Origin of the sequence: Pseudoduganella lutea, from assembly GCF_004209755.1 — a bacterium.
Lineage (GTDB): Bacteria > Pseudomonadota > Gammaproteobacteria > Burkholderiales > Burkholderiaceae_D > Rugamonas > Rugamonas lutea.
Map to the genome: position 1 here is coordinate 1,479,960 of NZ_CP035913.1, position 13,656 is coordinate 1,493,615.

The window sequence follows — 13,656 nt, forward strand, 5'->3', positions numbered from 1 at the left end:
ACGCCTTATCATCGCCGCACGTCGGCATGGGCGTTGCAATAACACAACAATTTGGTTGAATGGGGCAATTGCCCATATCGGAGCGCGTTTCGTGCGACACAGGCGCATATGGCAAAATGACGGAAATACAAACTTGGCTGAATCGCAAATCGGCAGCAACCTGCCCCGCCCGGGGAACACAAGAGCCACACATGTTAGTATTCGCGCCGTTCGCACTTAGGCAACATATGTCGCGCGGCGCACGCTGCCGATATCACACCCGAAAGGAAACAAAAACATGAAAAAACTGATCTCCAGCATCTTCGCAGTGTCGGCCGTGTTCGCTGGCTCCGTGGCCGCGCAGGACAAGCCGACCGCGCCGCCTTTCGCGCCCGTGACCCAGGATATCCAGGCAGCAAAGCCTGTGAGCGCCTACGTTCAAGACCAGCGCGGCGTGATCGCCCGCAACCCGTTCGGCCTGTGCTGGCGCACCGGTTTCTGGACGCCGGCCGATGCCGTGCCGGGCTGCGACCTGCCGATCTGCGTGGAACCGGAGCGCCTGGAAAACGGCAAGTGCGTGGCCCCGCCGCCGCCAGTCGCTCCGGCACCGGCGCCTGCCCCGGCACCAGCACCCGCTGCAGCACCTGTGCCGACGTCTGAAAAAGTCAGCTACAACGCCGACGCGTTCTTCGACTTCGACAAGGCCGTGCTGAAGCCGGAAGGCAAGTCCGCGCTGGACGAGCTGGCGGGCAAGCTGGGCGGCATTAACACCGAAGTGGTGATCGCCGTGGGTCACACCGACTCCGTGGGCAGCGATGCCTACAACGAGAAGCTGGCCGTGCGCCGTGCCGAGTCCGTGAAGGCCTACCTGCTGTCGAAAGGTGTCGAATCGAACCGCGTGTACACCGAAGGCAAGGGCGAGAAGCAGCCAGTCGCCGACAACAAGACCGCCGAAGGCCGCGCGAAGAACCGCCGCGTGGAAATCGAAGTCGTGGGCACCCGCAAGTAATCCCGGCTCACGCCACAAGAATCCCGCTTCGGCGGGATTTTTTTTGCCTGCGTTTCCTGGAACCGGGGTCAGACCCCGAATTTTGGAAACATTGCAGTGGCGCATTTTCCTGGAAAGCGAGCAAGCCAGACCAATGCAGCCTGTGGCGACAAACTTGCATCGCGCAGCATCTCGAGAATCCATGGAAATTATTTCCCAAAAACGGGGTCTGACCCCGGTTTGAGGAAACACTGCAGTGAGCGTCGCTTTGGAACGCGACAAATACCGTTTATGATGCCGGTCATGAACGCAAACGCCGACCCACTTGAATTGCAAAAATTCAGCGAGCTGGCCCACCGCTGGTGGGACCCGACGTCTGAATTCCGTCCCCTGCACGACATCAATCCACTGCGCCTGGAATGGATCAACGCGCGCGCCCCGCTGGCGGGCATGAATGTGATCGACATCGGCTGCGGCGGCGGCATCCTGTCGGAATCGATGGCGAAAAAAGGCGCCACCGTGACCGGCATCGACCTGTCGAAGCGGGCCCTGAAAGTGGCCGACCTGCACAGCCTGGAATCGGGCGTGCCGGTGCGCTACAAGCTGATCGCCGCCGAAGAGATGGCAGCGGCCGAGCCGGGCCAGTATGACGTGGTGACCTGCATGGAAATGCTCGAGCACGTGCCGGACCCGGCTGCGATCGTGCGCGCCGCCGCCACCCTGGTGAAGCCGGGCGGCCACGTGTTCTTTTCCACGCTGAACCGCAACCCGAAGTCCTACCTGTTTGCCGTGATCGGCGCCGAGTACGTGTTGCGCATGCTGCCGAAGGGCACGCACACCTACGAGAAATTCATCACGCCGGCCGAGCTGTCGCAATACGTGCGCAGCGCCGGGCTGCAGGTGGAAAGCCTGAAGGGCCTGGGCTACAACCCGCTGACGAAGTTTTACTCCCTGAACAACGACACCAGTGTGAACTACATGATGTCGTGCACCCGCCCGGAATGACCCCAGGGCGGCCCGGCCGCCCTTTTTTGACGCCCCGACCATGAGCTTTTCGACCGCCCCGCGCGCCATCCTGTTCGACCTCGACGGCACGCTCGCCGATACCGCCCCCGACCTGGCCGCCGCCGTGAACCGGCAGCGCGCCGAGCGCGGCCTGGCGCCAACGCCTTATGAAATCCTGCGCCCGACGGCGTCGCACGGCGCCCGCGGCATGATCGGCGCCGCGTTCGGCCTGCAACCCGAAGATGACGGCTTCATCGCCCTGCGCGACGAATTCTTCATCTATTACGAAAACGCGATGATGGTGCACAGCTCGCTGTTCCCTGGCGTCGGCACGCTGCTCGACGGCCTGGCCGATGCGGGCGTGGCATGGGGCATCGTCACGAACAAGTCGGCCCGCTTCACCGATCCGCTGGTGCCGATGATCGGCCTCGATCACGCCGGCTGTGTGATCTCGGGCGATACGACGCCGCACGCGAAACCACACCCTGCCCCGCTGCTGGAAGCCGCGCGCCGCATCGGCGTGGCGCCGGAACAATGCTGGTACGTGGGTGACGACCTGCGCGACATCCAGGGCGGCCGCGCGGCCGGTATGACGACCGTTGCCTGCCAGTGGGGCTACAACGGTGCCACCGAGCCCGAAACATGGGGCGCGGACCATCTCGTCGCCACGCCGGAAGCGCTGCTGGCACTCGTGCTGGCCTCCGTCGACGGGATCACGCTGGCCGCCTGATCGTCCCTGCTGCATTCTCTTATTGCCGGAGATCAATAACTTGACGTACCATTGCGGTAATACACGTTAAATCCGAAGCAATTTCACCGGGGAGGCAGCGATGCCTGGCGAAGACGCGACCACGAAGCCCCTCATGCCGCGCAGCAGTGCGCCGCAAGTCTGGACAGCCACGGTAGCAGAAACAAAGTTCTACTGGTACGACTTGCTGGTCGAGGGCAGCCCGCTGCCGGACTTCCGTGACCCGGTCGGCCGTTACCTGCGCCGCATGCAATTCGCCATCGACGGCACGATGGAAAAACGCCTCCTGTACTTCCTCGTTGCCCGCCCGCGCGTGCGGTTTGACCTGCAGCGCAGCGTCAGCTGGGGCTTTTTCTCGCTGAAGCTGACCATTCCCGTGCTAATCGGCCCGGAAGAGCGCAAGAGTTCGATCACGATCGAGCTCGACGTGCCTTTTGAAGCCACGTACAAGAAGCCCGTCGTGCAAGTGCAGGACAAATTCCTGCTGCTGAACTGGGGCGCCCTGGTCGAAACCTTCAGCATCCACGACCTGATCCAGCGCTTCGACACCGGCCTGGCATTTCCAAGCACCGTGCTGTACGTAGGCCAGACGCACGACCCGGCCGGCAAGCTAGCCAAGGGCCAGCACTCCCCCGTCAACCGGGCACGCAACGCTGGCATGCTCGACAGCGACATGTTCCTGCTGATCCAGCGCTTTGACGTCGCCGTGGACACGACGGCGATCGACCTTTCCGAAGAAGCTTCGCTGCGTACCCACGTCGACATGCTCGAGGGCGCCCTGATCGGCTACTTCGAAGACCCCGCTTCCCGCCTGCGCAACGAGATCGAACGGGGCAACCGGCGCGACCACCTGGCCGAGCTGCACCATACGTACTTCCTGCAAAAGCTCACCGTGGACCTGGGCTTCCAGGGCGCCGACGCCTTCCACGAACTCGAATCCACCCAGGCCGGCCGTTCGCGACGCCACCTGTTCGACTGCACCTTCGACGCTGGCCGCCCGGTCATCCGCCGGCTCGGCGAGAACGACCGCTCCCTCCCCGCCCTTCGCGGCTGAACGTTGCTTAGACCGCCCTTAAGTTCGCCGTCGTGCACTGCATTCGCATGCACACTGCCCCGGTTTGGAGTACAATCTCCTTTCCTTCTGTGGGGACGACCTGGCTTCGACGTGGGTTGCAAAGCAGAGCAGGGCATACCGAGGGCTGGTCACCTCGTAAATACATCCAGAAACAAACTAACTGCAAACGATAACTCGTACGCACTGGCAGCTTAATCGCTGTTAGCTCCACAACACCTCGCCTCTGGGGTGGGCCGTTAAAAGCTGTGGAGTCATTTACAGAGGCTAGGAATCAACCGGGTTACTTGGTTGCTTCCGAAATTTAAGGTAACTCGCTTGAACAAAGGGTGCACGTCCCCGTTGTTCCGGTTAAATTAATTGATAGTGCTAAGTATGTAGAACTGTCTGTGGAGTGCTTGCGGACGCGGGTTCGATTCCCGCCGTCTCCACCACCGAACAAAAGAAAATGGCCCAAGCTTGCTTGGGCCATTTTCTTTTGTTCTTATGGTTCCGACTACAGGAATCCAATCCGCGTCCGTCTCCGACGGACGGCGGAACGGGGAATTCAGGCCGCATGCGGCCTGCCCGTGAAGCGACTCCCGCTTGCAAGCGGGAGGCTATGGGATTTGCGGGGTTTCGGCGAGCACTGCTCGCCGCCGGCAAAGCGACGTGCGCTTGCAAGCGCACGGCTCTCCGATTCGCCCATTCTCGACATCGCTTCGCGATGTCGCCACCGCCCGGCGGGCGTGCTGGTGCACCATTGAACTCCCCGCCGCATATGAGGGGCCCGTCAGTGTATGTGGCCCGCAGCATTCTGTTGCAATTCAGTAATAAAAAGCCTGTCGCGATCCACAAGCATATTTTTTCAATGTGATAATTTGTGAGATTATCTAAATATCATTAATGATATCTTCCCAGGCATGCACCCTCGCCGTCCTAAGCGGCTACTCGTGCCAACAATTTCATGGGAACAATGAATGACACAGCTATTTAAGAAAACTGCACTGGCCGGCGCCCTTGCTGCCTATATGGTGTCCAGTTCTGCTGCCATTTCGCTGGATACACCTTCGTTTTCGTTAGAACAGGTTTGGCTTGGCTCGTACGTTGACCTGGATCTGATTTCCAATCAGGACAATATCTACAAGATTTCCATACCCGACTTGAATGTGTCAGTATCGGAAAATCAGGCCAATGCCAGCGAAGCCTTGTTCCATACTGTGGTAAAAGCTGGCTACCGTATTACTTCTTTATCGACAACTGGGAATGTGACGGCTGGCGCTCGAATCGATGAAGTGCCGTCGGGACTGGGTGCCTGCAGTACCTGCCATATTGATTACGTTACCCCTGCCGCCGCATATTCCTCAGGGATGGCTCACATGGGCATCGATCTGGACAGCCACGAAACTATTTTGCAGTACACAAATAATAATACCAACCTGAATGAGAGCACCGTGGCATTCAAGCTCACATATGATTTGCCATTAACTGGCGATTTTGGTCTTTACCTTTGGAATTCAGCCACTGCGTTATCCCGTGATGGAGAAGTTGGTTATTCGGATGCCAGTGGATCAATGCTGCACCAGCTGCAAGAATATTCGTATTTCAACTTCACCGATTTTGCAGTAGAAGTGGAGGTAGCTCAAATTTCAGCTGTCCCCGAGCCAGCCGCCTATGGCATGCTGCTGGGCGGCTTGGGCATCATGGGATTCCTTGCTCGTCGCCGCAAGGCCTGATCCGGTGGGGCCATTAGCGTAGGCTAAGCACCCAGTAGGATCAACATTTTAATCTCATTGATGGCTGAGATTGCGGATTTAGCCGCCTCCACCTACAAACAAAAAAGGGTCAAGCTTGCTTGACCCTTTTTTGGTCTTGGTTTCAATCCAGGGAATTTGTTCCGCACCTGCATTTGGCTGGCATGACTGAATCAGCGATCCCGTAGTGGTGACGAGCGACGTATCGATTGGTACGAATGCCTGCTTACATCAAGCCTTTATCAGGTCACCGGGATGATTTATGACGCTTACTCTGAATTTGAGGGTCGTTCCTTTGACGTATGCCTTGTTATTTCTGTAGAACTCATTCATCAAGTCGCGCTGTGCATCTTGCTGCGAAACCAAGGCATGGCCAACCCACACACTACCTTCGTTCTCCAGGGTACTGGCAAAAGGATATTCGTCGCGACTATCGATTCGTGGAACGGCGCTCAGTGACTTTGCCCGGATCGACGCTTTCACTGACCTTGACCGATAAATGTAGGTTAGAACGCTTGGCCACCCTGCCGCCTGGGCATGCCAGATATTTTCCGCAATCTGCCTTATATTTTTATTCCGCCAATCATATTCCATTACCGGAAGCCCTTCGTCATCGTGCCTCATGCTGAAAGCCTCCTGAAAATGAAATGTCCGAACGAACGACAGATTGGGACTATGCATTAAAGATAGTCGAAGGCATCGGATCCCGCAAGCGGTTGAGTGACGATTTGGCAACGAAGTCTGCAAAGTCAGGAATTTAACAGTACTCTTCAATGCCGAGCCATTCAATGCGACCATCGATCGAGAATTGCTGTAAATAAATCTGTCCAGCATACCGCAGCGCGCCGGCACGATAAAACCAAGCACAGCGAAAGCCGACTGTTGCCAAACATTGCCTGCCACCCAACTGCGGCGGGCCGCATCGGCAGCCTGTTCCATCATAGCGACGACCACGGAGTTCCAGCAGTCGGTTTCTCCACGGCGGGAAATCGCGGCCGTGGCTTCCAGCCAACATCACCGGAAATGTGCACTAAAGGCATATTGCCGCGCTCTCCCCGCAGCATTCATACCACCTAGCAATCTGCAATTCCTCCAAGAATAACCTCCATAGCAATCTTGAAAAATTCTCAAGAAAACCTAGCAAATTGCAAGAGAGCAGCCGCATACTGACCTTCCTGTCGCCTTATTCACAGGTTCCTTCATCGAAATCCTTTTGAGAAAGCGAACACCATGAATATCCAGAAACTGTTCCGTGCCGTCCTCGCAACGAGCGCCCTCTTCCTCGGCCTGACCCAGGCGGCGCAAGCCGACATCGTCACGTTGACCGGTGACACCACCGGTGGCCCAACGTACAACCGAACGCTTGCCAACCTGGCGGCTTACTCGCCAAATGGCGAGGGCGTTTCGTATCGAACCCATACGCTCACAGTGGACACGAGTGGCGATTATTCATTCGTGGCAACAGGATTGGGATTCGATACTTTCGCTTTCCTGTATGAAAGCTCGTTCGACCCGGCATCCCCCCTCATCAACGGCCTCGTGGGGAATGACGATGCGATCAGCCTCAATACATCGGGTTTCGAAGCGACCCTGGACTCAGGCACAACCTATGTGTTCGTGATGACCGGATTCGATAGCGAACAGTTTGGTGCCTACAGCGTAACGATTGCGGGGCCTGGCATGATCTCGGCCATTCCCGAGCCAGCCACATGGGTAATGCTCGCACTGGGCATTGGGCTGCTTGGCTACACGCAACGCCGGAGGCGTTGAATCAAATACTCCCCTTCCGGGGGATGACATAATCATATAAAGCGGAGTCATTCTCCGCTTTTTTATTTGCCATTTACCTGCGACGCCAATTACCCGGGATGCGTTTTATCTGTGTCGTATAGATCCAACAGCACCTGAACACATATTATTCATCGACAATAAACCTTCTTCACTCTGGAAAAGGTAGACAACAGCCAACTTAAAATTCTATAAATAAATACTCATAAGTTAATTCTTAAATAAACCTTATGACACTGCGGCGCCGGGAAAAGTACATGCAATACTATTCTTGCCTGTTGAGGTATCTCTTCGGGTGCCGGTTGTTGCTCCTGGCTGGCACATTGATCAGCGGTGCCGGTTTTTACATCCATTATTCTCAAAAGGAAGCATAGCGATGAATCTCACCAAGTTTTTCCGTGCAGCGCTCGCCATCAGCGCGCTGTTCATCGGACTCACGAGCACTGCAAAAGCCGATTTCCACATCGAACGTGGCGATACCACGGGCGGAGCCACGCTGGACGTGGGCGCCATCTATATCGATGCCGGCAATGCCGTGCCTTACGATCAGCTGACATTCGAAGTGACGCAGGCCGGCACCTACCAGTTCCTGGAAATCGCCGAGTTTGATAGCGCTATCTTCCTGTATGCGACCGGTTTCGATCCGACAGCCCCCACGACAAACCTGATCGCCCACAACAACGACATCTTCACCCCGGACGATTCCGGCTTCGACACGTCCGGCTTTGTTGCCTTCCTGGTGCCGACCGTGCAGTACACCGTCGTACTGTCCGGTATCGCGGATGCCGAGTTCGGCAAATACAGCCTGACGATCGGCGGCCCGGGCAGTGTCGTTATTTCCTCCGTGCCGGAGCCGTCCACGTGGCTGATGCTGGGCCTCGGCCTCGCCGCTGTCGGCTACACGGCACGCCGTAAAGCTGACCGCTGATGCACCGCCAAGACCAACAACTAACTTCCAGGGAAACGCCATGAACATCACGAAACTGTTCCGTACCGCGCTGGCCGCCTGCGCGCTGTTCGCCGGAGTTGCCGGCACCGCCAATGCGGAATTCTTCAGCCACGTCGGCGACTCCACCGGCGCGCCCACGTGGGATGTCGACGCCGCCTTCGACGCGGTAGGCACCGCGGTGCCTTACCAGGCCTTTGATTTCCACGTCGACGAGGATGGCGTGTACAAGATCCTGCTTGCCGCCCGCTTCGACAGCATGGTCATCCTGTACGAAGGCGGCTTCGACGCGGCGGCACCGAACGAAAACCGCGTGCGGTTCAGCGACGACCTCCTGTCGCCCAATACGTCGGGCCTGCGTTGGGGCCTGACGGCCGGCACCCAATACACGTTCGTTGTGACCGGCTTCAACGATTCGGAATATGGTGCGTACTCGTTCACGATCGGCGGCCCGGGCAACATCATCCCTGGCCCAGTCTTCAACAACCCCGTCGCGGCCGTGCCGGAACCATCGACCTGGCTGATGCTGGGCCTGGGCCTGGCCGCCGTGGGCTTCACGGCGCGCCGCAAGGCAGCGCACGGCTGAGACTGCAGTGAAGAGCGGCGGAGCCACGGCTCCGCCGTTTGCACGCTGCCTTTCCTCCTACATCCAGTTCTCCCGCGCGCCTATTCCACGAAGCCGTGCTGGCCTCTACGATGGTCGCATTCAACCGACAAGGAGACCATCATGAAAGATCAGGACAAACCCGGCCGTACCTACGACCAGAAGACCCATGACGGCACCAGCAGCGCGGCAACGATGGGCACGGGCGGCACTGGCCGCACGGGCACGGACGAAGGCTACGACGAAGCGGCTAACACCCCGTGGACCGGCAACCAGCAGTCCGACACCCGTACGGACGACCTGTTGTCGGATGGCTCGGAAGCAGACCAGGATGGACAAGGTTTCGTCAGCGACGGCACCAGCGACCTGGGCACCCAGCGAGGCAGCGGCAACCGCCAGCAGGCGCGCGACGAAGACCACGAGCAAAGCCTGTCCGGCGGCGGCCGTCCCAGCGATCCGACCGGTCTGCAAGGCTCGGCCGGCAACCAGCAGTCGAGCGACGAGAACCGGCAGGGTTGATCCTAGCCCTCGGTGAACGCATCCCGCGGCAGGCGATACAGCACATGTCGCGACAAGGGATGGTCCGCCAGTAACGCAGGGTGCGCGAAATCCCCACCGGAATCGCGCACCATTCCCAGCCGTTCCATCACGCGGCGCGAGCGCACGTTCTCCGCCACGGTGAACGACACGATCTCTTCCAGGCCCAGCCGCTCGAAACCGAACCGCAGTGCGGCGCGTGCGCCTTCGCTGGCCAGGCCCTTCCCCCAATACCGCGACGCCAGCCGCCAGCCCACCTCGTGGCACGGCGCGAACGGCATCGCAAAATCCTGGTACTTCAATCCCACGAAGCCGGCCAACTCCCCACTCTCCTTCAACTCGGCGGCGAAGTAGCAGCAGCCATGTTGCGCGTACAGCGCATTCTGCGCCGCGAACAGTTGCGCGGCCTGCTCCGGCGTGACGGGCCCGGGCAGGTATTGCGTGACCGCCGGGTCGGCATTAAGCGCCACGAACGGCGCCACATCGTCGTCGCGCCACAGGCGCAGCACGAGCCTATCGGTAGTCAATACCACCCTGCTTTCCCGGCGATGTTGAGGCACAATGCCTGGATTACTCATCAGGAGACCTTTCATGATCTACGAAATCGCCGAACTCACGATCAAGCCTGGCACCCATGCCGCCTTTGAAGCCGCCGTGCGCGAAGCCGTGCCGCTGTTCCAGCGCGCCAAGGGTTGCGTGTCGATGCGCATCGAGCGCACGATCGAGCGCCCTGAAACCTACCGCCTCGTGGTCGGCTGGGAAACGCTCGAGCACCACACCGTGGATTTCCGCGGCAGCGAAGATTTCACGGCCTGGCGCGGCCTGGTGGGCGGCTATTTTGCCGAGCCGCCAAAGGTCGAGCACACGGAAACGGTCGTGGACGGGTTCTAACCCGCAGACGGCACGGCGGCGCCCATCGCGGCGCCGCCCTTGTTGTTTTTGCAGCACAATGGCGGCACGTCAACCCCTACAGGAACCGCCATGACAGACACGATTCACCGCAACTTCAAGACGGTCGAGGATGCCGAGGCCGCCCGCGCCGCGCTGCTCGACGCCGGCTTCCAGGGCTCGGCCGTGCAGTTGAACCTGCATGACACGCGCGCCGCCGACACCGCCACGCAAGCCGTCGACAACATCATGGAATCGCTGACGCCGGACGACGCGGACAATACCGATCATCCGGTGCAGCGCCCGGCCGCCCTGCTGTCGGTAGATGTTGACGCCGACCAGCGCGAGCAGGCCACCACCATCATGCTGCGCTACGGCGGCGCCGAGGCCTGAGCCCCGGCCCTCTTCGCTATCCCATCATGCGGCAGGGTGTTCGAACACCTGCCGCAGGTAGGCCAGGAAGGTCTCGTCCTTGCTCATGGTCTTGCCCGGCGAATCCGACAGCTTCGCCACCGACTGGCCATTGCAGCGCACCAGCTTCATCACGATGTTCAAGGGCTTTAGGCCCAGGTCGTTCGTGAGCCATGTGCCGATGCCGAAGCCGGTCATGATGCGGTCGGCGAAATGCCGATACAGGAAGATGGCCTTGTCGAGATCCAGGCCATCGGAAAACACCAGCCGCTTCGTGTTCGCGTCGATGCGCAGCCGCGCGTAGTGCGCGATCGCCTTCTCGCCCCACACGACCGGGTCGCCCGAATCGTGGCGCAGGCCGTCGAACAGCTTGGCGAAATACAGGTCGAAGTCGCGCAGGAAGGCATCCATGCCCACCACGTCCGTCAGCGCCGTGCCCAGGTCGCCGCGGAATTCCTGCACCCAGTCTTCCAGTGCCGCTTTCTGGAAATCGCGCAGGCGCACGCCGAAGGCCTGGAACGACTGCATGTATTCGTGGGCCATCGTGCCAAGCGGATGGATCTTGTAGCGCATCGCCAGGTACACGTTCGACGTGCCCTTGAAGTACTCCGGCACCTCGGCCGCCAGGCGGCCCACCACTTCGTCGTGCCAGGCGCTCGAGAAGCGGCGGCGCACGCCGAAATCAAAGAATTCAAAGGGATTGCGCCGCATCGGCTCCTGGCCGAACGCCTTCAGTGCGGCGATCTTCGCATCGAGGCGCCGGCGCCCTTCGGCCAGCGCCGCCTCCTGGTCGAAGCGGCGGAAGTACAGCTCGTTGACGATGTACAGCACGAAGATCTCGAAGCCCATCACGTGCACCTGCGGGCCGCGCGCGTGGATCAGCAGCTCGTCGCCGTTCGCCTCCACCGTGATGAACTTGCGCTGGAAGCGGAACACGGTCAGGAAGTCGACGAAGTCGCTCTTGATATAGCGGAGGGAGCGCAGGTATTCGAGCTCTTCTTCGCGGAACGTCATCGTGCACAGGTGATCGAGCTGGCGCTCGATCTCGTCCTTCAGTTCCGTGAGCGGAAAGGCGGGCTGGTTGCGGCACTTGAACTCGTATTCTGCCTGCGCACCCGGGTGCCAGTGCAGCAGTGCCTGCCACATCGAGAATTTGTACAGGTCGGTTTCCAGCAGGCTGCGGACGACGGGCCTGAAGTCGCCAATCACGTTGTCAGTCATATCGGTCTTGTTGGTCATGTCAGTCATTCAGCGGCCCGCGTTCACGAGCAGTTCCTGCACCACATCGGATGCCTGGGCAAAGCCGACGCCCGCCGCGCGCATGCGTTCGAAGAACGCCGCCTGCTGCGCCTCGAAGCCCTGCACGGGGCTCATGCAATCGGTGACCAGCACGAGCTTCGATGCATCGGCGCCGAAGCGCTCGGCGATATGCTCCACCGTGGATTTCACGCAGTGGCTGCCCGCTTCGCCGGCGATGTACACGCGGTCGGAATCCTTCAGGCTGTCGAGCAGCCGGCGGTTTTCCTGCGTATCCGGTTCGCCCGCATCGGGCACCTCGGCCATCACGGCCGAATAGTGCTCGGTCCAAGGGTTCGACCCCTTGGCGACCTTCGCCACCACGCCCAGCAACGCGTCTTCCCAGCGGTTGTAGGCGGTGCGCACGGCATCGTGCACGTTATGGCCCCAGGTGCCGATCTCGCAGTGGACCGGCCACACCATCAAGCGGTAGCGGCCTGCCGCTTCCAGCGCATCGAGGTAGGCCAGCGCGCGTTCCCTGGCGCGCGGGTCACGCGGCAGGAACCGGCTTGCGCGAACGTCGGCGGCGGTGATTTCGGTAAATGGCGTTACGGGGCCGCCGTCACCGGCCAGCCAGAACGTGGGATGCGCCACGTGGTAACGGTGATGCGAATCGAGTGTGATGGTGATCGCGGAGAGGCCATCGCGGCCCCGTTCGATCAGCTGCGCCAGGCGCAGCATGTCCTCGTGGGCGCCCGGCACCGGCAGCGCGGGCATGCGTGCCCGGCCGGTGGCCGTGTCGATCGGCAGGGATTCGGGAGGTAAATCGCAGAAGTCGTTCTGGGGGTCGATGACGAGCAGGTGCAGTCGGTCTTTCATTGATGGGCTCCTTGGACGGCAAACTCCATCATACCGGCTGGCACGGAAACCCACCAAACGCGCGCGGGAATCGCTGCCCGGCTGGCGTGCCTGCATGCAGGCGTGCAGCCCCCCTCCCCCCGGGCTGCACCGTGATGGCGGCGCGGCACATGCCTTCGCGCCGTCCCCCATCGCCACCGGACACAGCCCGGCCGCAAGACCGCCTTATGCGGCGGCCAGTTCGTCGATCGACTGGCGGCTTTTCGCCAGCGTGTCGGCCAGTGCCTGCTCGCCCAGGGCCACACCCTCGGCCTGGATGAAGCTGATGTCGGTAATGCCGAGGAAGCCCAGCACGGCGCGCAGATAGGTGGCCAGGAAGTCGTAGCCGGCAGCCGGCCCTTCGCTATAGACGCCACCGCTGGCCGTGAACACATACACCTTCTTGCCGCCAGCCAGCCCGACCGGGCCCGTTTCCGTGTACTTGAACGTGCGGCCGGCACGGGCGATGTGGTCGATGTAGGCCTTCAGGCCCGATGGCACCGAGAAGTTGTACATCGGCGCGCCGATCACGATCACGTCGGCGGCCAGCACTTCGTCGACCAGCTTGTCCGACAGCTTCACGGTGAATGCCTGTTCCGCGTTGCGTGCCTCGGGCGGCGTGAAGAACGCGCCCAGCATTTCCTCGGTCAGGTGCGGCACGGGGCTGGCCGCCAGGTCGCGTTCGACCACCGTGTCGGCGGGATGGTTCTGTTTCCACTTCGCGATGAACTCGGCGGACAACTGCCGCGACAGGGAACCGGAAGAACGCACGCTGCTGTTGATGTACAGGATGTTTGCCATGATGAACTCCTCGATGAATGATT

General features: G+C 60.3%; 16 protein-coding genes and 1 other RNA gene. 12 read left to right on the top strand and 5 right to left on the bottom strand.

The window, feature by feature from the left end:
* Positions 1-277 precede the first annotated feature (277 nt).
* The 6 genes from ompA to EWM63_RS32280 all read left to right on the top strand — a co-directional run bounded on the left by ompA (position 278) and on the right by EWM63_RS32280 (position 5,507).
* Entirely contained in the window at positions 278-988 is a 711-nt protein-coding gene (ompA, locus tag EWM63_RS06220; protein ID WP_130185751.1) for an outer membrane protein OmpA, read from the top strand.
* A gap of 282 nt (positions 989-1,270) precedes the next feature.
* Positions 1,271-1,972, top strand: coding sequence for a bifunctional 2-polyprenyl-6-hydroxyphenol methylase/3-demethylubiquinol 3-O-methyltransferase UbiG (gene ubiG / locus EWM63_RS06225; protein ID WP_130185752.1), 702 nt, complete (start codon positions 1,271-1,273; stop codon positions 1,970-1,972).
* A gap of 40 nt (positions 1,973-2,012) precedes the next feature.
* Positions 2,013-2,702, top strand: a complete 690-nt coding sequence (locus EWM63_RS06230) for an HAD family hydrolase (protein WP_130185753.1) — start codon at positions 2,013-2,015, stop codon at positions 2,700-2,702.
* Between the two features lie 100 nt (positions 2,703-2,802).
* Positions 2,803-3,774 carry a hypothetical protein gene (locus tag EWM63_RS06235; RefSeq protein ID WP_130185754.1) on the top strand — a complete coding sequence of 324 codons (972 nt, stop codon included), beginning with the start codon at positions 2,803-2,805 and terminating at the stop codon, positions 3,772-3,774.
* A gap of 91 nt (positions 3,775-3,865) precedes the next feature.
* Positions 3,866-4,226: a transfer-messenger RNA gene (gene ssrA / locus EWM63_RS06240) on the top strand.
* 525 nt (positions 4,227-4,751) lie between these two features.
* Positions 4,752-5,507, top strand: a complete 756-nt coding sequence (locus tag EWM63_RS32280) for a PEP-CTERM sorting domain-containing protein (RefSeq protein ID WP_229487756.1) — start codon at positions 4,752-4,754, stop codon at positions 5,505-5,507.
* A 249-nt stretch (positions 5,508-5,756) separates the two neighbouring features.
* On the opposite strand, the gene EWM63_RS06250 is transcribed toward EWM63_RS32280, so the two are convergent.
* A complete protein-coding gene (locus EWM63_RS06250) occupies positions 5,757-6,479 on the bottom strand; it encodes a hypothetical protein (RefSeq protein WP_130185755.1) in 723 nt (240 codons plus the stop codon).
* 276 nt (positions 6,480-6,755) lie between these two features.
* Here EWM63_RS06250 and EWM63_RS06255 point away from each other — a divergent pair, with 276 nt between their 5' ends.
* The 4 genes from EWM63_RS06255 to EWM63_RS06270 all read left to right on the top strand — a co-directional run bounded on the left by EWM63_RS06255 (position 6,756) and on the right by EWM63_RS06270 (position 9,382).
* Positions 6,756-7,295 (top strand): PEP-CTERM sorting domain-containing protein, encoded by a 540-nt coding sequence (locus EWM63_RS06255; RefSeq protein ID WP_130185756.1) that lies wholly within the window; start codon positions 6,756-6,758, stop codon positions 7,293-7,295.
* Positions 7,296-7,689: 394 nt separating this feature from the next.
* On the top strand, positions 7,690-8,241 hold the full coding sequence (locus tag EWM63_RS06260) for a PEP-CTERM sorting domain-containing protein (protein WP_130185757.1): 552 nt from the start codon (positions 7,690-7,692) through the stop codon (positions 8,239-8,241).
* Between the two features lie 40 nt (positions 8,242-8,281).
* Complete coding sequence (locus EWM63_RS32010) at positions 8,282-8,845, top strand: PEP-CTERM sorting domain-containing protein (RefSeq protein WP_207221254.1); 564 nt, start codon at positions 8,282-8,284, stop codon at positions 8,843-8,845.
* A 141-nt stretch (positions 8,846-8,986) separates the two neighbouring features.
* Positions 8,987-9,382: a hypothetical protein gene (locus EWM63_RS06270; RefSeq protein ID WP_130185758.1), complete on the top strand. Its 396-nt coding sequence runs from the start codon at positions 8,987-8,989 to the stop codon at positions 9,380-9,382.
* A 2-nt stretch (positions 9,383-9,384) separates the two neighbouring features.
* Here the strand turns inward: EWM63_RS06270 and EWM63_RS06275 are convergent, their stop codons facing one another.
* Entirely contained in the window at positions 9,385-9,933 is a 549-nt protein-coding gene (locus EWM63_RS06275; RefSeq protein WP_307720831.1) for a GNAT family N-acetyltransferase, read from the bottom strand.
* A gap of 58 nt (positions 9,934-9,991) precedes the next feature.
* On the opposite strand from EWM63_RS06275, the gene EWM63_RS06280 reads away from it, so the two are divergent.
* Positions 9,992-10,291, top strand: coding sequence for an antibiotic biosynthesis monooxygenase family protein (locus EWM63_RS06280; RefSeq protein WP_130185760.1), 300 nt, complete (start codon positions 9,992-9,994; stop codon positions 10,289-10,291).
* A 90-nt stretch (positions 10,292-10,381) separates the two neighbouring features.
* Complete coding sequence (locus EWM63_RS06285; RefSeq protein WP_130185761.1) at positions 10,382-10,681, top strand: hypothetical protein; 300 nt, start codon at positions 10,382-10,384, stop codon at positions 10,679-10,681.
* Between the two features lie 24 nt (positions 10,682-10,705).
* On the opposite strand, the gene pncB is transcribed toward EWM63_RS06285, so the two are convergent.
* From pncB to EWM63_RS06300, 3 genes are all read right to left on the bottom strand, one after another.
* The gene (gene pncB, locus EWM63_RS06290) at positions 10,706-11,938 is read right to left on the bottom strand and encodes a nicotinate phosphoribosyltransferase (RefSeq protein WP_229487758.1); all 1,233 of its coding nucleotides are present in this window, start codon (positions 11,936-11,938) and stop codon (positions 10,706-10,708) included.
* A 9-nt stretch (positions 11,939-11,947) separates the two neighbouring features.
* Entirely contained in the window at positions 11,948-12,814 is an 867-nt protein-coding gene (locus tag EWM63_RS06295) for a cysteine hydrolase family protein (protein ID WP_130185762.1), read from the bottom strand.
* Between the two features lie 204 nt (positions 12,815-13,018).
* Positions 13,019-13,633, bottom strand: a complete 615-nt coding sequence (locus EWM63_RS06300; protein WP_130185763.1) for an FMN-dependent NADH-azoreductase — start codon at positions 13,631-13,633, stop codon at positions 13,019-13,021.
* Positions 13,634-13,656: the final 23 nt, after the last annotated feature.

Coding starts and splice junctions, on each gene's coding strand:
- ompA (WP_130185751.1), top strand. CDS start 278: ATGAAAAAACTGATCTCCAGCATCTTCGCAGTGTCGGCCGTGTTCGCT.
- ubiG (WP_130185752.1), top strand. CDS start 1,271: ATGAACGCAAACGCCGACCCACTTGAATTGCAAAAATTCAGCGAGCTG.
- EWM63_RS06230 (WP_130185753.1), top strand. CDS start 2,013: ATGAGCTTTTCGACCGCCCCGCGCGCCATCCTGTTCGACCTCGACGGC.
- EWM63_RS06235 (WP_130185754.1), top strand. CDS start 2,803: ATGCCTGGCGAAGACGCGACCACGAAGCCCCTCATGCCGCGCAGCAGT.
- EWM63_RS32280 (WP_229487756.1), top strand. CDS start 4,752: ATGACACAGCTATTTAAGAAAACTGCACTGGCCGGCGCCCTTGCTGCC.
- EWM63_RS06255 (WP_130185756.1), top strand. CDS start 6,756: ATGAATATCCAGAAACTGTTCCGTGCCGTCCTCGCAACGAGCGCCCTC.
- EWM63_RS06260 (WP_130185757.1), top strand. CDS start 7,690: ATGAATCTCACCAAGTTTTTCCGTGCAGCGCTCGCCATCAGCGCGCTG.
- EWM63_RS32010 (WP_207221254.1), top strand. CDS start 8,282: ATGAACATCACGAAACTGTTCCGTACCGCGCTGGCCGCCTGCGCGCTG.
- EWM63_RS06270 (WP_130185758.1), top strand. CDS start 8,987: ATGAAAGATCAGGACAAACCCGGCCGTACCTACGACCAGAAGACCCAT.
- EWM63_RS06280 (WP_130185760.1), top strand. CDS start 9,992: ATGATCTACGAAATCGCCGAACTCACGATCAAGCCTGGCACCCATGCC.
- EWM63_RS06285 (WP_130185761.1), top strand. CDS start 10,382: ATGACAGACACGATTCACCGCAACTTCAAGACGGTCGAGGATGCCGAG.
- pncB (WP_229487758.1), bottom strand. CDS start 11,938: ATGACCAACAAGACCGATATGACTGACAACGTGATTGGCGACTTCAGG.
- EWM63_RS06295 (WP_130185762.1), bottom strand. CDS start 12,814: ATGAAAGACCGACTGCACCTGCTCGTCATCGACCCCCAGAACGACTTC.
- EWM63_RS06300 (WP_130185763.1), bottom strand. CDS start 13,633: ATGGCAAACATCCTGTACATCAACAGCAGCGTGCGTTCTTCCGGTTCC.